General features: G+C 56.1%; 15 protein-coding genes. 3 read left to right on the top strand and 12 right to left on the bottom strand.

Going from position 1 to position 20,451, the window contains the following annotated elements; translation table 11 throughout:
* The first annotated feature begins 316 nt into the window (after positions 1–316).
* From ACNAOH_RS00310 to ACNAOH_RS00300, 3 genes are all read left to right on the top strand, one after another.
* Positions 317–1,801 (top strand): lipopolysaccharide biosynthesis protein, encoded by a 1,485-nt coding sequence (locus ACNAOH_RS00310; protein ID WP_443970810.1) that lies wholly within the window; start codon positions 317–319, stop codon positions 1,799–1,801.
* Positions 1,801–3,234 (top strand): Coenzyme F420 hydrogenase/dehydrogenase, beta subunit C-terminal domain, encoded by a 1,434-nt coding sequence (locus tag ACNAOH_RS00305; protein WP_443972155.1) that lies wholly within the window; start codon positions 1,801–1,803, stop codon positions 3,232–3,234. Before ACNAOH_RS00310 ends, ACNAOH_RS00305 begins: the two co-directional genes overlap by 1 nt.
* Before the next feature lie 104 nt (positions 3,235–3,338).
* On the top strand, positions 3,339–4,658 hold the full coding sequence (locus ACNAOH_RS00300) for a hypothetical protein (protein ID WP_443970809.1): 1,320 nt from the start codon (positions 3,339–3,341) through the stop codon (positions 4,656–4,658).
* 26 nt (positions 4,659–4,684) lie between these two features.
* On the opposite strand, the gene ACNAOH_RS00295 is transcribed toward ACNAOH_RS00300, so the two are convergent.
* The 12 genes from ACNAOH_RS00295 to ACNAOH_RS00240 all read right to left on the bottom strand — a co-directional run bounded on the left by ACNAOH_RS00295 (position 4,685) and on the right by ACNAOH_RS00240 (position 19,501).
* A complete protein-coding gene (locus ACNAOH_RS00295; RefSeq protein WP_443970808.1) occupies positions 4,685–5,791 on the bottom strand; it encodes an acyltransferase family protein in 1,107 nt (368 codons plus the stop codon).
* Between the two features lie 181 nt (positions 5,792–5,972).
* Positions 5,973–7,034, bottom strand: a complete 1,062-nt coding sequence (locus ACNAOH_RS00290; RefSeq protein ID WP_443970807.1) for a glycosyltransferase family 4 protein — start codon at positions 7,032–7,034, stop codon at positions 5,973–5,975.
* On the bottom strand, positions 7,024–8,166 hold the full coding sequence (locus tag ACNAOH_RS00285; protein ID WP_443970806.1) for a glycosyltransferase family 4 protein: 1,143 nt from the start codon (positions 8,164–8,166) through the stop codon (positions 7,024–7,026). The genes ACNAOH_RS00290 and ACNAOH_RS00285 overlap by 11 nt, the downstream gene beginning before the upstream one ends.
* A 1-nt stretch (position 8,167) precedes the next feature.
* Positions 8,168–9,316 carry a glycosyltransferase family 4 protein gene (locus ACNAOH_RS00280; RefSeq protein WP_443970805.1) on the bottom strand — a complete coding sequence of 383 codons (1,149 nt, stop codon included), beginning with the start codon at positions 9,314–9,316 and terminating at the stop codon, positions 8,168–8,170.
* Positions 9,313–10,632, bottom strand: coding sequence for an O-antigen ligase family protein (locus ACNAOH_RS00275; protein WP_443970804.1), 1,320 nt, complete (start codon positions 10,630–10,632; stop codon positions 9,313–9,315). Before ACNAOH_RS00275 ends, ACNAOH_RS00280 begins: the two co-directional genes overlap by 4 nt.
* Positions 10,629–11,747, bottom strand: coding sequence for a glycosyltransferase (locus tag ACNAOH_RS00270; RefSeq protein WP_443970803.1), 1,119 nt, complete (start codon positions 11,745–11,747; stop codon positions 10,629–10,631). Before ACNAOH_RS00270 ends, ACNAOH_RS00275 begins: the two co-directional genes overlap by 4 nt.
* Entirely contained in the window at positions 11,737–12,585 is an 849-nt protein-coding gene (locus ACNAOH_RS00265; RefSeq protein WP_443970802.1) for a WecB/TagA/CpsF family glycosyltransferase, read from the bottom strand. The genes ACNAOH_RS00270 and ACNAOH_RS00265 overlap by 11 nt, the downstream gene beginning before the upstream one ends.
* 10 nt (positions 12,586–12,595) lie before the next feature.
* Entirely contained in the window at positions 12,596–13,900 is a 1,305-nt protein-coding gene (locus tag ACNAOH_RS00260) for an outer membrane beta-barrel protein (protein ID WP_443970801.1), read from the bottom strand.
* Positions 13,901–14,230: 330 nt separating this feature from the next.
* The gene (locus ACNAOH_RS00255; RefSeq protein ID WP_443970800.1) at positions 14,231–14,827 is read right to left on the bottom strand and encodes a polysaccharide biosynthesis/export family protein; all 597 of its coding nucleotides are present in this window, start codon (positions 14,825–14,827) and stop codon (positions 14,231–14,233) included.
* A 69-nt stretch (positions 14,828–14,896) separates the two neighbouring features.
* Positions 14,897–15,982 carry an acyltransferase family protein gene (locus ACNAOH_RS00250; RefSeq protein ID WP_443970799.1) on the bottom strand — a complete coding sequence of 362 codons (1,086 nt, stop codon included), beginning with the start codon at positions 15,980–15,982 and terminating at the stop codon, positions 14,897–14,899.
* Positions 15,983–16,070: 88 nt separating this feature from the next.
* Complete coding sequence (locus ACNAOH_RS00245) at positions 16,071–17,288, bottom strand: polysaccharide pyruvyl transferase family protein (protein WP_443970798.1); 1,218 nt, start codon at positions 17,286–17,288, stop codon at positions 16,071–16,073.
* A gap of 77 nt (positions 17,289–17,365) precedes the next feature.
* Positions 17,366–19,501: a GumC family protein gene (locus tag ACNAOH_RS00240; RefSeq protein ID WP_443970797.1), complete on the bottom strand. Its 2,136-nt coding sequence runs from the start codon at positions 19,499–19,501 to the stop codon at positions 17,366–17,368.
* Positions 19,502–20,451 lie beyond the last annotated feature (950 nt).

The following is a 20,451-nucleotide window of genomic DNA, read 5'->3' as shown; positions in this document are numbered from 1 at the left end:
GGCCCTCATCATATGGGACAACTCGCCGCGTTTAGCGGGCGGATCACCTATGCGGACATCATAGTGTTCGCTTCCTAGCGTCGAGCACCATAAGCGTTCATTTTTTGCATGTGCGATATTGCAGGAGCGATATTGCAGATCGCCATGAACGCGGATACGAGTTCCGGAGTCGCTAAGCGGAGTTCTCGATCATGAAATCCGGAATAGCAACGGCGCCTACGGGTGTGGATTTCCAGCGTAGAGCCAAGAATTTGCCTATGTTTCGCCATAGCCTGCTCAGCGCGTTACGCCGTCGGATCCACCGACTAGAGCAGGCTTGCTGCAGCGCGTCATGAACTTGAAAAGACAATTTGCGCACAGCGCCTCCTGGATGGTCTTGGGCACTGTTTTCAATCAAGTGTCCGCCTTTCTTGTCTTCGTCGCGCTCAGCCGGATCCTTTCACCGGCCGAGTTCGGCCTCGTTGCTTTTGCAACCTTGTTCATCGATTTGGCCCGGCCCGTTCTCACCGGGGGCATTTCCGACGCTGTCGTCAACGAGAAGGAGTGGAGCGAAACGTTCGTTTCTACTGCTTTCTGGTTGAGTAGCGCAGTGGGGATAGCGGGAGCTTCGCTTCTGCTGTTGTTTGGTCTGCCCTTAACCTTCGCCGCAGGCCACGAAGCTGCCGGCCCGATCCTCATGGTGCTTGCGATCAGCCTCTTGCTGGAAAGCCTTTCCAGCATACCGACCGCGATACTGCGCCGGGATTTTCGATATAAACAGATGACGAAGCGCGTCGCCTTTACGTCAATCCTTGGGGGAATAGCTGGCGTCGCCGCAGCCTATGCGGGCTGGGGCTCATGGGCTCTGGTGGTTCAGCGGATATTTGCGACCGGAGCGGGATTGTTGTTTCTGTGGACGAGCGCAAAATGGCTACCTCGGCTGATATTCGATCGCACCATCGCGCGACGCGTCGCGAAATTCGCTTCGGGCATGGTGAGCGCGCAGCTTCTTTCTACGTTCAACGGACAAGCGGCGGGGCTCGTAATCGGCTTCGCCATCGGCCCGACAGCGCTGGCCCTTTTCCGCGCCGGGAACCGCATTCTGCTGCTCATAACCCAGTTGACGATCACGCCCGTCCAGCGGGTCGCCCTCACAGCCTTTTCGCGGGTCAAAGATCAAAAGGACATCCCGGGCATCTACAAGCGCCTCACCGGCGCCACGGCCTTGATCGCATGCCCCGCTTTCATCGGCATAGGGGCTACCAGTTACGACATCATACACGTCGTCCTCGGTCAGAAATGGATCGAGAGCAGCAGCGTTATGATGATCTCAAGCCTGGTTATCGGGGTTCAGGTCATCAACTACTTTTTCACGCCCAGCCTGGCAGCCACAGGCAATACCAAAGGGCCGGTCTACTATTTCAGCTCCGCGTTAATCGGTAATGTCCTTCTTGGGCTCCTTGCCGCCCCTTTCGGCCTGATGGCGGTCGTCATCAGCCAGACACTGCGCGGATATCTGGGCCTTCCGATCAGCCTCGCTATCCTCAAGAAAGAGTTGAATCTCCGGCCGCGAGAGTTGCTATCGGAGGTTTATCCTTCCTTTATTGCATCGCTGTTCATGGGAGCCGTTCTCATCCTGCTTCGGGAGTTCGCGCTTCAGAATTGGACGCCGCTCTCCAGACTGATCGTCCTGATTCCTGCCGGCGTGGTCCTGTTTTTGGGAGCCATGGCCATCTTCGGACGCTCATCGCTTCGCAAGAATTTCGCCGAGTTGAAACCATTACTGCCGCGCCAGCTAAAGAACCGCATGGGGATCTCCTAATGAGCGCCGATAACCTCGTCAGCCAGTCCGCTCATCAAAGCGAACCGGGGAACCTCCTCAAGAGCATCAACGATGTCGTGAAAGGCGGCTTCTGTGTGGGATGCGGAGGGTGCGCATCGTTGGCAGAAAGCGGCCGTGAGATGCAATTAAACGACCTCGGCCTTTATCAACCTGAAGTGACGGACCGCGACCGAGCGGAGATCAGCGATCAGGCTGCGCGCAGGATCTGCCCCTTTCTTGGCGAAGGCCCGCATGAGGACGAGCTGGCGTCACGCTTTGGCGGACCCGATGCGCAGCCAGACAGGAAGCTCGGCTGGTATCGTGGCCTTCACGCAGGCTACGCCACCTCCGGCAACTGGCGACAGAATGGGAGTTCCGGCGGTCTGACGTCCTGGATCTTGTCCGAGCTGCTCTCGGCGGGTCTTGTGGATGGTATCATTCAGGTCCGTGAGAATCTGACCGATCGCTCCAGACCCGGTTTCGAGTTCTGCATATCGCGGATGCAGGCCGATTTGTCCGCTTCAGCAAAGACCCGCTACTATCCGATCGAACTTTCTCAGGTGGTGAAGTTCGTGCGAGAGAATCCCGGACGCTATGCTTTCGTAGGCGTGCCGTGCTTCAACAAGGCCTTGCAGAGGATAGCGCGGCAAGACGAAATCGTGGGTGAGAGGCTGAAGTTCTTCGTCGCCATCATTTGCGGACATCTCAAGAGTAGTCGCTTTGGCGAGAGCCTCGCTTGGCAACTCGGCGTCAAACCCGGCGAAGCGCGAGCAATCAATTTCCGGCATAAGATCGCGGGGCGACCCGCCAATGGTTACGGTTTTTCGGCCACGAACGAATTGGGCGAGACCAGAGTTGCGCCAATGAGCACGCTTGCGGGCCACGACTGGGGCCTGGGCATGTTTCGCCTGAAGGCATGCGACTATTGTGATGATGTCGTGGGAGAAACGGCCGACGTGAGCTTCGGCGACGCCTGGCTTCCGAAGTTCAGCGCGGATAGTGACGGGACAAATATCGTGATCGTCCGCAACCCGATCATTGAGAAAATCCTGCAGAAGGGCGCGAAGGGTGGCGCGATCGCACTGGAACCTCTCTCCGCCGCTGACATGGTGAAATCTCAGGATGCAAGCTATCGGCACCGCCGCGACGGGCTTGCTTACCGACTTTATCTGGACGATCGGGCAAAGCGTCTGCGCCCCTTAAAAAGGGTACAGCCTTCGTCAAGTCACATAGATTTCTCTCAGAAGATGATCTTTCGATTCCGGTCAGCAGTAAGCCGGAAGAGTCACCTGATTTATCTGCTTGCCCGGCAGAAACACGACATAAGCCTTTATGTCGACTTTGTGGTGAAGGCCACGCGAACCAATAACAGGCTCAAGCGGTTTGACCGGATCTTCAAGCGATTGAAGGCAAAGTTCGCCAAGCGTAGTTAACGGCGGGCGAACGCTTCACTCTGGCCAGGCCCGCGCCCAAATGGAAACTCTGAGATTATCGAGCGTTAGCACATCTTACTTCCCGATTTTGTAGGGAATGAACAATGGCCCTCAGATGCTCTAGTCGCCGTTTGAAGAGGCGGGTCTACGCGCTTTCCTGCCTCGGGTTCGTTGCGCTTTGCGTTCCCGCCACATATGCCCAGACAGTAGTGGGCGCGGACACACGAGGTGGCGCAGTCCCCGGCGCGACAATCGCTCGCGTTACAAATCTCGACGATTCTGGCCCCGGATCGCTGCGGGCCGCTCTTGCTCTGCCCTCTCCGACAATTGTGGTTTTCGACGTCGGCGGCACGATCCCGCTGAAAAGCGACCTCAAGATATCGAGGCCGTTCACCACGATCGCCGGACAAAGCGCGCCCTCCCCCGGCATCACGCTCATGGGAGGCACGCTTCGAATTCACTCCCATGACATCATTGTGGAGCACATCTCCGTGCGTCCCGGCCCCGGGAAAACCGCAAAAGAGAATGACAACCGCGATGGGATCAGTATCGACGGCAATCCCGCCGGCGGCGAGAACTCATTTTCATTCAATGTCCTGCTGGAGAATGTGAGCGCCAGCTGGTCCGTCGATGAAGCCCTCAGCCTGTGGTATGAAAGCACGCGGAACGTGACCATCCGCAATTCCATCATCGCCGAAGCGCTCAGATCTGCAGGACACCCGAAGGGCGATCACTCCATGGGCCTGTTGGTTGGCCCAGGCATTTCCGGCGTGGAGATAAGCGGCAACCTTCTGGCCAGCAACGTCTTCCGGAATCCCGCAATCAGTCAGGGCGCAACCGTCTATTTTGCGAATAACTATGTTTATAATCCGGGCCAGAACGGCGCGCAATTTTACGACAGGGGAAACGACACCAACACCGTCACGTCGTTCGTAAACAATGTTTACGAGTCCGGTCGCGATACCAAGAAGGCGATCTTCGGGATCGCCGTTTCCGCGATGGGAACGTCCGGCGCTCGCACGACGACCTATATCAGTGGAAATATCATGAATCTGGGCGATTATGCGCACGCCGTTGCCACGAACCCCGCGACGCTCATCGTCAACAGTTCCCCGCTCGTCGGGCGCTGGACATCTCTAATGCCCGCTGACGAAGTGAAAGCCGCGGCATTTCGCTATGCGGGCTCACGTCCCGCAGACCGTAACGCCGTGGACAGGACGATCATCGACGCTATTCAAAGGGGCCAGGAGCGCGTTGTCGATACGCCGCCCATGGAGCAGGCGATCGAGAAGGCAAACTATGTGGCGGCCGACGTGCCCAATGATCCATTCGCTGTCGCTGGTAACGGTCAATATCGCATCGAACAGTGGTTGTGTGCGCTCCACCGTAAAGTTGGCGGGCAAGAATCCTCGCGTTGTAAATAGCCACGGCATAAACGTCAGGGAGCAATCTAAGCGGGGCGTTTAACCGCAAAACTGTCCTTTTCCTGAGACGAACGATCATCCGCTCCCTTCGCCAGGCGATGGCCAAACAAAAGAAGTGGGCGCTCAAAAAATTTCCACGACAGAGAACAAATTAAGAGCGTGGCAGCGACGCAGAAAATGAGTTTGAGTATTCCATCGATCCCGAGATAGCGGTCAGAAATCTTGGGAATCCAGTTATGCACCATATAAATGCCGTAACTGATCTGCCCCAGATATTGGAGCGCGGAATTTCCAAAAATTCTCTTCAACACCTCTGATTTGAAGCCGATCGCTGCATTCATGATGAACCAAATCATGAGTGGTAGGACGAGAAAGTCGTTAAACAGGTCTCTGTAAATAGATTTCTGCCCAACAATAACCCACAGAAGCAGAGCACCGGAAAATCCAACCAATCCAACGATCAAATTGAGCGATTTAAGGCGGCTACTATACCAACCAAAATCAAACGGGCGTCCGCCCCTGAAGCTAATCACTGCCAGAACGCACCCAGCACCCAATAGACTTAGCTGATGAGGCAAGAGGAGAAACCTTGGACGAGAGCCAATCGCCACACTTCCAAACTTGTACATAAGTGAAATCACGATGAGACTGAGGGCTAACCACAGCCAGCTCTTCTTGTTTCCACACAAGAGGATCAGGGGCCAGAAGGTGTAAAACTGCTCCTCGACACAGAGGGACCAAAATACGTTGCGCGCGCCCCCGGCGGCCATCTGAAAATTAGCTGTATATGTAAAATAATACAGCCAAGCATCCCGAATTGGTCCAATTCCAAGAACGATCAGAACTATCAGAATCGCGTAGTACGCTGGAAACAGTCGAAAAAAGCGTCTTATATAGAATTTCTTCAATAGATTTCCGCGCGTCATTCCAGCTTCGGTGTCGCGTAGCAAATTGCTTGTTATTAGAAATCCGCTCAAAACATAAAATAGGCCGACTCCTAACATACCAGACCCAATGGGTATCTGGTCCGACAAGCCCGAATAATGCTCGAATACGACGAGAAGACATGCAAATGCCCGAAGCGCATCAAGATGAGGCATTCTCATGCCCGGCTTCACATCAACCGATGACATCTACGTTCTCCGTTAGAATCGAGAGAAGCATTCTCGCCTCGGGCTCGATCACATTCCTGCGCGCCTTTCGCGATCGCAGCATTGATACCCGCAGACACCGCTAACTATAGTTAAAAATATTCATTTTATGTCGTTTGCGCAATCCCGCAATGCAGCAATTGACCTCAAAGGAATGCACTCCTCAGGATGCGATAAACGACGCCGCTCGCTTGCCGATATGACTCCAATCATGATCATTCAGGTTCGGTGGCCCTGAAGGGCAGCGGGACCTGAGCCAGGCGATGGCCGCGCGAAGCTTGTCCGCATCGAACGCACCGTCATAAAGCCACAGCCAGCCTTCCCCGACTTGCGAACGCAATTCCGGCAAGCTGCCGATCGCTGGAGCAATGACCGGCCTGTATCGCGAGAGAGCCATAAGCGCGGAGCCGCTATTCAGTATGCGTTGATAGGGCAACAGAAGAGCGTCCGCTTCGTCAATCAGGCGCTCCATGTCCGCAGCGTCCAGAAAGCCAAAACGAAGGTCTACGCGATCGGATGAACCCGCGATCTCCGTCAGCTCCTGCGCGAGGCCGAGGTCATCACATTTTCCTGCGACGGTAAGTCGAACTTCGCCTTCCTCATGCGCCGCGACCAGACGAGCAGCGAGATCCGGCGCTTTATAGCGCTTCAACAAGCCAGCAAGCACCAGATGAACGCCCTCGTCCCTCGCCGAGCTTTTGAGAGCAGGAGGCGCACTGACTGACGGATACACGCCATGCGCGAGAACCACCGAGGGCTTTTCTTTCAAGGCGGGATAAGCCGCCAGCACCTCTTCACGGGAGGACTGGGAGAGAAACATGATTCCGTCCACCAGTCGAAAGAACCAACGGCGCGCCAAGCCAAAACTGCGCCCGCCATTGGCATGCGGCGCCACATTATGGGCGACCCAGAAAATCCTGAGCCCCGCCCGCTTTTTTGCGACGCTGAGCCGGGCGAGCGAAAGAAGCGCCTTCGCGGCTGACTTCATTCCGTGATGCACGAAAAATTCGTCGGGCCAGTGAAGCACCACTACCCCCCGCCCACGTGGCCATCCGCGCAAGGCCTGAACATCACATCCGGCCGCGACCAGCGCGTCCGCAAACAAACCCGTATAGGGGTTGGCGCCACCCCATGCGGGGCGCAAGTAGATCGGCATCTCTCGGTGGCGTGCGGATGCCGATGACGCCTCTTCCCGCTCGGGCATAGCGCGCGGATCATCCTGCATGAGAGGACTTTGGCTTTCGTTCGGCCAATGCCGCCTCGAACCCGTCGATCATCTGCTCCAGAGTGAATTGACGGTTGACCAGCGCATGTGCCAGCTCGCCCAGTCGCTCCCGCAGCCCTGCGTCCGATGCGATCCTGTTCAGTGCCGTCCGCCATCCGTTCACGTCACCAAGCGGCACGAGAAGGCCAGCCTCCTCCCCGGTCTGCGAATCCACGATGGTTTCGCGTTGCTCGGGTATATCGCTCAGGATCATGGGAAGGCCGGCGTGCATGGCCTCCAGCACGGAATTGCTCTGCCCTTCAAAAAGCGATGACTGAACAAAGGCGTCTGCCGCGCACAACAGGTCAGCCACCTGCGCGCGGCCCAGGGCGCCAAGGAAGATCACGCGTTCTTCAACGCCCAGATTCTTCGCGCGCGACCGCATCTCATCCATGAGCGGACCGTCTCCCGCGATTGCGAGGATAGCGTCTGCGGAACCAGCCATGGCGTCGATCAGAAGGCCGTAATTCTTCTGGGTATCGACCCGACCGAGCGCAGCGAAGAGGAAACGGTCCTCCGGCAAGCCCAGCGCAACGCGCGCTTGCAAGCGGCTTGACGGGGAAGCACTCCACTCAATGCCGTTGTGCACGACGCGCAGCTTGCGCCGATAGCTCTGCGAATACCCCCGAAAGGATTGTCGAACGACATCTGACACGCAGATATTGGTCCGGTAAATGGGGAGCGTACCGGCAATCCGGTCCGCGAGCCGCATGACACGGCCATATGTAGTTCCTGGCGATCGCTGAGATGCGACACGATTGGGCACGCCTGCCAGCGTTGCCGCCGCCTGCCCCATCACATTTCCCAAGGGAAGGAAGCTCAGCACGGCCGTGGGTTTCGCCGCTCTCAGCGCCTTTAAGAGCCGAAAGGGCAACAGCGCATAGTCCAGAACGCTCGGCCGCGCCTTATCAATGAAGACGCGGACATACTCGCGATCCAGCTCGATCCCTGCCTTGCGATACAGGAACCAGATCTCCATCTCATGTCCGCGCGCACGCAGCTGGCGCGCGACGCGCATCAGCGCCTGCGGTGCGCCCGCCACGTTAAAGAACGATATGATACCGATGATGCGGGAAGGACTCTCGGGCGCCATGTCACCCCCCCTGCGAGAGGACCGCGCGGTAGCGCTCCTCTATGCGCTCGGCGTGGCGTTCGGGCGAAAGTTCCCGCAATGTCGTCCGACCTCCGCTTACCAGCGCTTTTGCCTCGGACGGATCGAGTAACACGCCCCGCACCGCGGCAATCCAGCCATCCTCATCCAGCGGGTCGACCAAAAGACCTGTGCGCCCATGCTCGATCAGCTCCGCAGCGCCGCTGTCGCTCGACATGATAACGGGCGTCCCTGCCTGGGCCGCCTCAAAGGGAACGCGGCCGAACGGCTCCTGCTCAGCCGGGGCGATCACCACGTCACACGCCGCCATCCAGTCAGTGGGGGGTGAGACAAAGCCGGTCTTTATCAGCCGCTTTTCCAAGCCAAATCGGCCGATCTTCTCATCGAGCAGCGTATCCGCCGGCTCTCCGGGAGGTCCACACGCGAGCCCATAGAGCGGGCGCCCCGCTAGATTAGGCAAAGCATTGAGAACGTCGGCAAGCACATGGGTTCTTTTGCGCCGCTTTAGGCTGCCGAAGCAGCCAACGATCAGCGCGTCTGCCGGTAAGCCCAGTTCGCTCCCGATCCGCTGGCGAAGGGCCGCTTTTCGCTCGCTGGTGATCAGAGCCTGCTCAAATGGATTATACTCGACGGACGCCTTACGCCGAACCCGCTCGGGCAAGCGATCCCTGCTGTAGTCCGATATCGCGATGACATGGCTGGCCATGGCAAGCGACAGATCCACGCTCACGCTTTTCTTATAGTTGCTGCGCCAGTGCGCGACGAACTTTGCTGAACTCAGCCGGGTGGGGCCAGGCCAGATCCGCAGCGTATTAAGATCATTTACGTGGACGATATGCGCCTTTTCGGAGTGGATAAGCTTCGCGCAGACGAGGAAGGGCAGAAACCGATTGATCCCCAACCGGTCGGCCTTTGCCTCGGTTGCGTGCCTGGAAAGGGGGCGAAGCAATATGGGGACGAACCCTGCGGCCTTCACGGCGTCCGCCATTCTCCCCTCCCCGTGCAGCACCATTACGGGCTCATGGCCCCGCTTTTGCAGGGCGCTTGCAAGGTGAAGCGAGGAGATACTGCTTCCGCCATATTGATCCCCCACGAAAGGGAACAGGGCTTTGATCGACCGAGCAGATTTCATCGAAGAGCCAAAGACCTTGGGTTAGCCAAAAGCAACGGAGGCTTTTCAAACTTGGAGACCGAACCTTTCCGGAAATACTCAGATGAGTAAATAAATAGAGCTACGAAAATAAACCATTCCAGATTGCTATGCTTAAATGAAAGGCTCTCGCTGTAGTTGTTCACAAGGAACACCATAAAAAGACTGGCGGCAGTGAGCCAATTCTTATTTCCCCCAGCCTGAGACACCAACGAGAAAATCCGGGCTCCGGAGGTGAATATTATTGAAAATAAAACCAACTCACCCAGCCATCCTAGATCAGCAAAAACCTGTATATAGCCGCTATGCGCGTGGTTTGGCCGAATGGACCAAAAGCGAAGATAATCCGAGATCGCGTCGACGCCCCCATTTGTCGTAAAAAAGGCGCCGTAACCCGCTCCTAGCAAAGGAAACTTCTCACTCACCACCGTAATGACACCGCGCCAAAGCGTGGTGCGCCCTGACATCGAACTATCTCGACCAACAGCTTCCAACAGGGCTTCAGAAAACTGAGTTACCAGTAGAATACCCACGATCGAGGGAACGATAACCAGGGTATATCTTACAGATTTGGGAATTTTCTGCTGCCTTAGGAAGAATAGTATTGGAAGAAAGCATGTCCACATGCCAATGGCGAGCCAGTTCGTTTTGGATTGAGCCAAATAAACGAGCACCAGGGACATCACGATGGTTGCCCATCTTATCGCCGACATCAGACCGCTTTTCGGCGCATAAAGACTGGAAATGATTATCGCGAGCGTACATGCTGGCCCCAAATCATTTTTGTGACCATAAACACCGCGCCATGCGCCCGCCAATATTCCGGACATATGCGTACCGTTAGCAGGAGCAGCAAGAGCATAAATGAAGCTCATTACCGCCGCGAAGAAAAACAGAATAATCAACCTCTTGTATAGATTCTCGAGAGAAATCGTAGAGCATAGATAGAAGCAAGAAACCCCCGTAAGAAAATAGGCCGTAGCCCGCTTCAAAGTTGTTACGGGATCGACGCTCCATATCACCGACACCAGAGGCAGCAAAAAGCTGGCGGTGACCAACATTGCAGTTTGCACCAGAGCCTTTGTCGCGGCGTAGCGATATAGCGCCAACGCAAGAGCTATAGAGTAAAGAGTAAGAAGGAGCAGAAAGCGGTAGGGATTCGAGTCCTCGTAACCGGAGACGTTTCCGCCCGTCAGATCATATAAAACAGGACTGAGCGCTCCAGACAAAGTCGCCAGCAGAAGGTATATAAACCCACTTTCTGCCTTGGATATCGCCGGGTAGCTTGCTTCCGTCACAGACAAACCGCTGAATAATTGCGGGCTGCAAGATCGGCATCATATTCGCGGGCGCGATCGCTGTAGTCATCCGACGGAGCGTTTAAGGCCTCAAACATCGCTGTCGTCAGCGCTTCGACATTCTCGACCGGAACCAAACGGCCATATTTTCCGTCCGCAAGAATCTCCCGTGGGCCGCTCGGGCAGTCGGTTGCAACAACCTTCGCACCACAAGCCAAAGCCTCGACAACGACAGTTGGAAGGCCTTCCCAACGCGAGCTGAGAACAAAGAGATCAGCCCGAGCGAGCATTGCGTAAGGGTTGTCGGCAAAGCCCGCGAGACGCACATCCGGCGCAATGCCGAGCGCATCAATCATTTGCTCTAGCGCTGGGCGCTCTTCCCCTTCACCAAGGATAATGAGCCGCACGGGCACCTTCGCTCGCAAAGCGGCGAAGCTGTTCAGCAAGATATCGAAGCCCTTCTGACGATGAAGGCGCCCAACAGCCACGATCACCGGAACAGAAGCATCGTTTAGCCAAGAATCGTCGACGCGATCGTTCGCAGCCTCCAAAATCGATTGGTCGAAGATCGGATTATATATGCACACGACCTTCTCACCGCGAAGGCCCGTGAAGTTCCTGACGTCACTGGCAACCCCCTCCGATACAGCGACCACTTTTTCAGCGAAGCGGTAAAAGAAGGGAACGAGCCGATAGGTGATTTTGGCGCGCAAGCGCTGCGCTCGCGCTGCGTGCATACTGATTTGGTTATGCTCGACGACAATAATACGGGCAGCCGAACGCGCCCATAGCTTTGCCATAAGCACCGCGATGTTCATGTGCGTCAGTCCGGTGAGAACCGAAGCGGGACGTTCCGCCCGCAAATATCGAGCCATCTGAGGAACTGCCTTGAAGACATTCGATTTTCCGAGGTCAGTAATGCGAACGCCGTCGGGCACCTCTCCGGCATATGCGCCGGTTCGAGATACGAGAACCAACTCTACCTCATGACCCATCTTTCGAAAGGAACGCAGCAGGCGCAAATTCACGCGCTCCGCCCCTCCGCCTCTCAGATCATGCAACATCATGACGATCCGCTTCGGCTTGGTTTCCCCCGCCGTAGGATCAGGCATCATGCGGCGTCGCCCCCTTCGATCGGCTGGCCAGCAGATAAGCCGAGTGCGGGGTCGTCACCATGTATCGCCAGAAAAGGCGTCTGGGATCCTGCAGGAGCCGCCAGCCCCACTCCAGACCCACCTTCTGCATCCAGCGGGGCGCGCGCTTCTTCTGTCCGCCGAGGAACTCGTAAAGTCCCCCGCAGGTCTTGACCCACCCTACGCCACGGAGCCGCTCCTTATTGCGCACACACCACTGCTCCTGCAGCGGCTTGCCCAGGGCGACCCAGAGAACATCCGCCCCGCTGTCCACGATCTGCTGGCAAATGGCCGCCTCGTCCGACGGATGAAAATAGCCGTTCCGACGGCCGACGATCTCCACATCAGGATAATTGGCTCTGATCGACTTGCACGCGGCGAAATTCTGCTCCTCCGATGCTCCGAAAATGAAGAACCGGATGCCATGCTTGCCAGCCGCCCTCGCAGCGTCATGGAAAAAGTCTGTTGTAGCAATTCGCTCTGGCAGAGGCCGTCCGAGCAGACGCGAGGCGAAGACGACAGACATCCCATCCGCGTGAACAATATCCGCCGCGCTCATCATCGCGGCAAACTCCGGATCCCGTCCGGCCAGCGATATGCCTTGCCCGTTCGAAGAGAAAACCAGCTTTGGGAGAATGGACACACCGCTCTCTCGAGCATCGCGTGCCTGTAAACTATCCGCAACCATACGTTCCGCGAGGGCATGCCGGGTGATAGCCACGGTCTCGAAGCCGCCGATGTGCACTTTGGGCACGCGGTGGGGCACCATGGGCTCGCGAACGGTGGGGGCGAGCGCGAAGTCGGGAAGTGCTGACGTCATACCTGCCTCCTTATAATTTGAACGACGCGCCGAGCGTGGCGCGCGTTTCGCCAAAATCGGGACCAAGCCCGGAAATATTGGTTGAACGGTCTCCGTGTCTCAAATCGAAGTCGACAGACATGCGTCGGGAGAAAAGGTAACGAGCCCCGCCCGACGCCTGAAAGACATGCGCGCGGCCGGAAATGCCGAGATAGCGCTCGAACGAATATTCGGCATCGACCCGGAGCAGCAAGTTGCGCAGCAATTCATGGTCAACGCCCATCGAGAAACCGGTGTTGTAGAACCCACCGCTATTCCCGATTGTGGAATCTTCTATGACACGACGCGCGGTTAGCGCGACGGTCGTGAGGCGCGTGGGGAAATAATCGATGCGGCCTTCGACCGACAATCCCGAGAGATCGCGGAACGCGGGCGACCTGTAATCGCGACGCGTGTAGCCCGCCGCGACGCTACCGCGGATGAGGGAGGATATGTCCAGAGACACGCCCGCCAGCGCACGAACCTCATGCGACCCACGATTGAGAGGAATGGCCCCCAGAGCGAGCTTATACTCAGTTCGGGAATATTCGCCCAAAACGAATAGCGCAGTGTCCGGGCTTAGAGCGTACTCCACCTGCCCTGCGCCAGTGACAACCTCGCGATCCCGCTGGTTCTGCGGAAGGACCACGCCGGCCAGATTGGTTACCGGCTTGAATGCGAGATCCGTGAACGCACCAGCAGCAGTAAGGCGAAACCGGCCGCCGGTATAGACCGCACGAGCGTTTGCCAGCGTGCGATCGAGAGGAATCGCCGAACGAAGATCAGCGACCGCAGATCCGGAAAAGCTGGACTGGAACGTGCGCGCTCGCGAGGCATCAACATTCAAGACTACGGAATCGCCGACGTCCAGTCGCCCGGCGGCGCCCACACTCCAGCCATCCTGATCGCGAATGGACTGGCTGAAGTATCGCCGCAAAGCGGCGCTACTATTCACCGTAAAGCTGTGCCTGTCCCAATCCGATGCCAGAGTGATACGGGGGGCGACGCTCACATAACCGTCGCTGATCTTCAGCTGCCGGCTCTGGTACACATTGTCGGTGTAACTGATGCTCGAACTCAGGCGGGGAATGAGATCGAACGACCCAACCGGAATAGGGTTGAGCTTATCCTCCGGGTGATCGCGCTCCGTCACGCTCACATTGCGTCCACGACTGTAGCTAAGCGGGATGGGTGAATCGATAAGCGAAACAAGGCTTTGCGCGTAGGCATTGCTCGCAGACAGGCCACCATATGTGACGAGCGCCAGAGGCGCGACACGGGCAACGAGCTTGGGCATCAAAACGACTTTTGACGCCGTAAAGCGACCCACGGCCTCCACCGAGGCGCGCTTGCGCACGACATGAGGACAGGGCGCTCCAAAAGCCTGCGTTGCCAACGTCCACTCTTGCGTCCGGTTCAAGTCACGTCCCCACGTAGTCATAAAGTTTGCCACACCCCGTCAGCGTATGCAGCGATGTACGGCGTTCATCCGCGCCCAGGCTTTAACCGTGACACCACCATTCGGCGGCAACAGAGACAGCCCATTTTCAGGCAACGCAACCAAGGTCACAAAGTGCCTGGAGCCCCTCCCCTTACGCCACAATCTCACGATTATGTTGCAGTGCAATCAAAAAAAGCGCTCGCCTATACGGATGGTATCGCCGGGCTGAACAAGGAGGTCAGGAGTTAGCTTGACCCGCTCCTCCACAGACTGGCCCGCGCGCTTTATGTAAATGCGCTTTTGATTTGCCCTGTAAGTAAACCCCTGAGCGACCGCCACGGCTTTCACGGCTGTCATTCCGTTTGAGAACGGATATTCACCAGGGCGAGAAACTTCTCCAAGAATATAAAATGGTCGATAATTTAAAACGTCAACACTGACTCTCGGATTCCGAACGTAACCGTCTGCCAAACGGGCAGTGATATCGGACACGACACTTTCGACCGTGTCACCTTCGACCTTAACGCTACCTATAAGGGGAAGAGATAGCGTCCCGTCACTACTGACGGTAAACTCCCCTGAGAGCTTCGGCTCATCGAAAACCGTCACGCGAACTTTGTCCGCGATTCCCAAAGTGTAGATATTTTTGGCCTCAACCGGCCTCGGCTGGCCTTGGGCAATCGCTCCATTCGCCCCAGTAAAGAGGGATACAGACGCGATGAAACTAAACAAAATTCGAAGCATCGGCTTTTCACCATGCTGTGCTGCAACATCAATTTGCATAGCTCACCCCTGGATACGAGTCATGCCGGCATGCGCCGAGCCGAGGGCGCAACGAGCCGGAAAGATTAATTAAGCGATAACCTTTGCGCGCCAGCGCTCTGCGTGACCTTGCGACTTCTCTAACTTTCGCATCCAGCGCAGCAGCGGCTTCTCCAGAACAAGGTGCATCACGTAACCGCCGACAATCATGGGCAAAGCCAGAATTATAAAGAATAGTCCGGCAGGAAAGGAAAAGGGCAGCTTGAGCAGCACCGCGCCGAGCACCCACCCTATGATCCAATGAAAAAGATAAATGGCGTAAGAGGCGTCCCCCAGCTTTGCAGCGATCAGGCCAATCACGCCGCGTGCTTCTCCAGCGAAATCCAACGAGACAAAGCCGAAGACAGCCACTGCTGCCGACACCCCGGAGAACAGAATAATTGCTCTCTCACTTTCCGGAAAATGAGACAGCAGAAAGAGACCCCCACCGTAGAGCGAGATAACACCAGACAAGGCGAGCAGGCCCGGAAACTTTGGCTGAAATTTACTGAACAGGAAGTACACTGCCGCACCGCAAGCAAATTCAAAATATCTTACTGACAAATAGGCATTGAAATAACCGAAGTTCACCAAATTTAACTGGCGAACAAATATCAGAGACACCCAAAGAGAAATCAGGATTATGCCGAGTTTTCGACTTAATATTAATGACAAGAATGCCATATAGAAAGATAATTCAAAAACGAGTGTCCAAGCCACTCCAATTATCTGACCATCCGGATTTGGAAGGAGGAAAAAGCATCGAACGATAGAGAAGACATCTCGTTCAGATCCATCCCCTGCTCCGGGCGTCATTAAGTATAATATCGTAATCGGAATGAATATCGCCCAATATAATGGGTATATTCTTGTAAATCGACGATAAAGATATCTCTTCGAAGCCCCTAGATTATTGATATCCTTGAAATGCACGAAGAAAATTATGAATCCGCTGATAACAAAAAACAGATCCACCCCTAATTTTCCGCTCTCGAAAAAGCGGGAAAACTCCGGTGCAGATACCGACTTTCCTGTCCGCTCAGCGGCATGAAAAAGACAGACAGAAACCGCAGCGAGCGCGCGTGCCCACTGAAGACTATCCAGCTTCCCGGGTTTGACGACCGTCTCAACGCTCACGAAAACCTCCGTCAGGGACGATTATCCGCAACAATTCGACCTCACCCGCCTCCGGGCATCACGGACAGAGCCACGCGCCTCCTCGCGACTAACCCTTGGCAAGAAAAGCCTTCACGCGGTCAAAATTGATCTGCGCCCGCCTCTTCATGTCAGCGGCGACGGTCTCTGTGCGGCCGTTCGCCAGCGCCGCATCAAACGCGTCCATCAGTCTTTCGCGGTTCAGAGCGCTAACGTCCATGGTTAGCCGCTCGCCCAATTCTTTCCCGTAATAGTCTCGCATGATGCCCCAGGCTTTCCGGGAATATGCAATCGAGACTGTTGGAATCCCCTGGGACATCGATGCGATGGTCGCGTGCGTTCTCGCACCCAGCAAGACCTCACAAAGCCCTATGACGCCCTTATAGTCCGACGCCGACAGAGTTGAGAGTGCAAGAAGAAGATTTTCTTTCGGCTTTTGAACACGCCGCAGAACCTCACGACATGCATATACGTCATTGTTACGATGTGATCGTTCCTGGACGTGGGGAATGACGATCACGGAATAGCCGCGGCCATTCAGATCATCGACGAAGCCCGCCACCTCATTAAGATACTGCTCCGGGCTCAGATCCTTTCGATAGGAAAGGATACCGGAACTGATCGACAGCCCGACCAACTTCCGACCCTCAATGGAGAAATGGTGCTCCTCTTCAAGAATGCGGCGCGCTTCATCAGGCGCCGTCACCGAGAGAAGGAACGCAACGTCCGCGGTCTGCTCCACCGGAAGATCGGGAAATTCGCTTTTCAAATAGTCGAGCGTCTCGGACTCGCGCACAGTGCACAGCGCGATATTGTCCATTGATCGGCGAAACCTTTCCGCATCGGACGGAGCGAAAGGACCGAGAGTCTGCGCAAGAAGCGCCACCGGAGTCCCCACCTGCAAGGTCCGAGCATGACGGGGAAACCCATTATAATCGGAGGTAAAAACATCTCCGCCAGTGGCAATCAAAAGGTCGGATTTTCTCAGGCTATCGATCGAGCGATAATGGCCTCTGGAAGCGAGCTTCAGCAGCGGCGAAGGCATATTAAAAAAGCGACGCTGCGCGTTCACTGACCAGCCTGACGATGGTAGTCCCGCAATCTTGGTGACACGAGAGACGCGATCCCGAAAGACATATGCGTCATATTCAGGATCGTTACTGTCGATCGAAATGTCGATCGCGCCCTCTCCACAAGTCGCAACCAGTCCATCAATAATGGATCTAACAAGAGCCTCGCACCCACCATTGCGGGCACCCGTCATGTTCGTAATCGTAACATGCTTCATAAATTGTCCACTATTGATCAGTGCGTTATCTAGCGGGACCACATGATCCCGCCGCAGAGTATCCTCTCCTGTTTTGATCAATCATTATTATAGTATCGAGAAAATTTACTTGAATAATAAGTCGTCCCCAGCGCTTCCGCCCTCGGATCGACCATCATGAAGATCGCACCGGCAATTGGCGCATCGTCTTCGGCAAGGCTCATGAGTGCGGACTGGATTGCACGAACTGGCGTGTCCGCCCATTTTACAGTGACGAGCACAAGGTCGACTAACGTCGAAATCGTTCGCGCGTCAGCGACGCCAAGCAAAGGCGGCGTATCTACGACCACCCAGTCATACTCCGCCCGTGCGGCGTCCAGCAACGCTTCCATGCTGCCGGTTCCGAACATATCCTGCGTCGAAAAGGCTGGATCTGAGACGAGGAGCAAATCCAGTCCATCGACCCGATCCCGGATAACGCTCTCTTTCAACGCCGCCTTGCCGGAAAGCACCTCGATGATGCCGTTCTTTGGGCTTCCGTCGATCAACTTCGTCACACCACATTGACGAAGATCCGCATCGACAAGGAGCACTTTGTCGCCTGCCATCGCCATGACGCGCGCCATGGAAAGTGCGGAGGTGGATTTCCCCTCGCCGGGCAAAGCAGACATGAACGCCACAACCTTGCGGTCTTCGTTCCTGTTCAGCACACGCAGACGACTGCGAATAAGGCGAAATGCCTCGCTATATTGCGACGCCGAGTTTTCCCTGACAAGGTCAGCCGGACTTTGGGCATAAGCCGCGCTTTTCAGCGATCGCTTGCTGATCTTCGGCACAGCGCCAATGAATGGAATACCCAGGGAACGAGGCACCTCATTGGGTGAACTAATCCCTTTTACCAGCATTTCCTGGAGGGATGCGGCGCCAACACCCGCCGCCAAGCCAGCCAGCAGCCCAAGAGCGAGTATGAATCGCTTGTTCGGATATGCAGGGCGGGTTGGAATCGCCGCAGGCTCAATCAACTGGACCTGAGTCTGGGTATTGCGCGCGATAGCCGTCGCCTGCTGCGCCTCGGCCGCCAAACGATTATAGGTATCCCGCTTTGCATCCGCTTCCTGCTGGACGGCCTGAGCCATTGCGCTCGCTCGCGTATTATCCGCCTGCTCGCCGCGCAGAGCGCCCATCTGGCTTTGCAGCGTCTCGGCACGGGCTTTCTCGGCGGCGGCATTGCTGGCCAGGCTGCCAATGACGCGCTTCGCTTCCTGATCAATCTGCTCGTCGACCAGCGCGAGCTGTCTGGCCACCCGGATCGGCTCCGGATGCTTTTCGCCGTATCGCGTATTCAATTCCGAGAGTTGCTTGATCAGCTCGGCCCGATTGGCTCGCAGGTTGGTGACCACCGGCGACTTCAACACCGCCGAAACCGCGTCCAGACCTCCCGCCTCCCGCTGCCGCAGGGCGACGTTATACTCTGCCTGGGCGGCCGATGCTGCGGACTCCGCACTTGCCAACTGTGAAGAGAGCGTGGTCACCCGCTGATCGGCAACAGTTGTAGAATATCCTCCGGAGCCCAGACCTCCTATAATCCCGGCCTGGGCCTTATACATCGCTGCCCGGCCTTCCACTTCAGCGAGTTCCTCGCCCGCAGCGCGCAGACGGTCAGTCACAAATTTCGCTTGTCGCTCCGACGTCCCCGAGCGTGTGGAGAGCGTGTAGGCGATATACTCCTGAGAGAAAGCATTGGCGATCTTTGCCGCCTGGCGCGCATTATATGATGTCGCAGAAATCGTGACGACATAGGTAAGGCCGTCTCGCTTCGCCCGCACGTTGCTGAGCAGAGACTGAGCAATGGCGTCCTTCTGCTTTTCGCTCAGATCACTCCACTGCAACTTTTGCCCGATAGCGGAACCAGAAAAATGCGGGTCGCTAGCGAGGCCCAAGCGCTCCGCGACCATTCGGGCCACTTCGCGCGACTGGATGACGTTCACTTCCGTATCGACGGCGCCATCGTCGCCGCTTCCGCCCAGCTTGGGCAAGCCGATCATTGCGTTCTGGTTTGGGTCTATGCGCAGGCTTGCGGTCGAGATGTATCGCTTGGGCGCAATGAAAGCATAAACCAGAGCTGCACCCACCACGACAGCGAGCACCAGCACGATTGTAAGCCAGCGTCGACGTAGCACTTCCCCGACGTACCGCAGCGCAGCACCGGCGCTCTCCTCAGTTTCGGTACGCACTAAACTGGCCGGGGGATTAGTCTGATTCACGCAAAGCCTCCGGAAGGTTAACACCCGTCAACGCGACAAATAAAATACGGTTAAGATTCAGCAATAGCAATAATCGCTCAACCGTCGGTTTATGATCTCTCTCACAATTTTTGGCTTTTCCCGCTCGAGTCAGATCGCCCTCCTCACGTTCGCGAATTTCACTAGAAATAACGAGAGAATTTGAGAGAAAATCGAGCCCGATTATTCAATCTTGGACGGGCTCTAAGGCCGAAAACTTTCGACCAGATGAGAGGGACGCCGCACCGCAAAAGGGATAAGCGATCAGAAAATTTTGTGCAACCGCGAACAACACACCTCTCGCCCCGATGGTTAATTCAGCCCGTCCGCAAGACACTCCATTCTGTCCGCCCATCTTCACTGATTTCGCCTTGCATAAACAAATATGCTCAAGGGGAGACGAATGGCGGAGAGAGATCAGCCCGTCGAACGGTTGCAGCCGAACCTTTTCAAAAATGCGGTGGAGCGAAAGAGGGGCTGACGCAGCAATAGATCCTTCCAATGGTGCGATGCGGAATAAACCGCGAAAGAAAACCTAAGCTTAGCCCATCGCGTCAGGCCGCACACCCTTGCCGCCAGGGCTGTTCGCTCTCCTCAATCGATCCGACCATTTTCCCTACCTCCCACGATTCGCTGGATTTCTCCGGAGCGCATCTCGAGGGACTTTAGGGGGAGCGATGCCTCGGCGCTTTTTTGAACGCTGAAAAGTTACCGATGAAAATCGAATTCCACAGCTCTTTTGCACGTGCGAAAGAGCTAGGCATGATGATACAGATGATTCGACGACCTTTCCGACACGGATCAACATGAGCAGCTAACGTTTCGTCGATGATGTAAACAAATTTTCAACGAATCCTGCATGCGGCATCCCGCGACAAAAACGAATTAGACCGTCATGGGCC

This window comes from Sphingobium sp. CR28 (assembly GCF_052327305.1).
Lineage (GTDB): Bacteria > Pseudomonadota > Alphaproteobacteria > Sphingomonadales > Sphingomonadaceae > Sphingobium.
Note: the sequence above shows the minus strand (reverse complement) of the source record. Positions and strands in the feature narration are given on the sequence as shown.

Excerpts from the sequence above, each read along its gene's own strand:
- ACNAOH_RS00245 (WP_443970798.1), bottom strand. The coding sequence starts at position 17,288 with ATGAAGCATGTTACGATTACGAACATGACGGGTGCCCGCAATGGTGGG.
- ACNAOH_RS00260 (WP_443970801.1), bottom strand. The coding sequence starts at position 13,900 with ATGCCCAAGCTCGTTGCCCGTGTCGCGCCTCTGGCGCTCGTCACATAT.
- ACNAOH_RS00290 (WP_443970807.1), bottom strand. The coding sequence starts at position 7,034 with ATGCAGGATGATCCGCGCGCTATGCCCGAGCGGGAAGAGGCGTCATCG.
- ACNAOH_RS00265 (WP_443970802.1), bottom strand. The coding sequence starts at position 12,585 with ATGACGTCAGCACTTCCCGACTTCGCGCTCGCCCCCACCGTTCGCGAG.
- ACNAOH_RS00295 (WP_443970808.1), bottom strand. The coding sequence starts at position 5,791 with ATGTCATCGGTTGATGTGAAGCCGGGCATGAGAATGCCTCATCTTGAT.
- ACNAOH_RS00300 (WP_443970809.1), top strand. The coding sequence starts at position 3,339 with ATGGCCCTCAGATGCTCTAGTCGCCGTTTGAAGAGGCGGGTCTACGCG.
- ACNAOH_RS00305 (WP_443972155.1), top strand. The coding sequence starts at position 1,801 with ATGAGCGCCGATAACCTCGTCAGCCAGTCCGCTCATCAAAGCGAACCG.
- ACNAOH_RS00270 (WP_443970803.1), bottom strand. The coding sequence starts at position 11,747 with ATGATGCCTGATCCTACGGCGGGGGAAACCAAGCCGAAGCGGATCGTC.
- ACNAOH_RS00280 (WP_443970805.1), bottom strand. The coding sequence starts at position 9,316 with ATGAAATCTGCTCGGTCGATCAAAGCCCTGTTCCCTTTCGTGGGGGAT.
- ACNAOH_RS00285 (WP_443970806.1), bottom strand. The coding sequence starts at position 8,166 with ATGGCGCCCGAGAGTCCTTCCCGCATCATCGGTATCATATCGTTCTTT.
- ACNAOH_RS00255 (WP_443970800.1), bottom strand. The coding sequence starts at position 14,827 with ATGCAAATTGATGTTGCAGCACAGCATGGTGAAAAGCCGATGCTTCGA.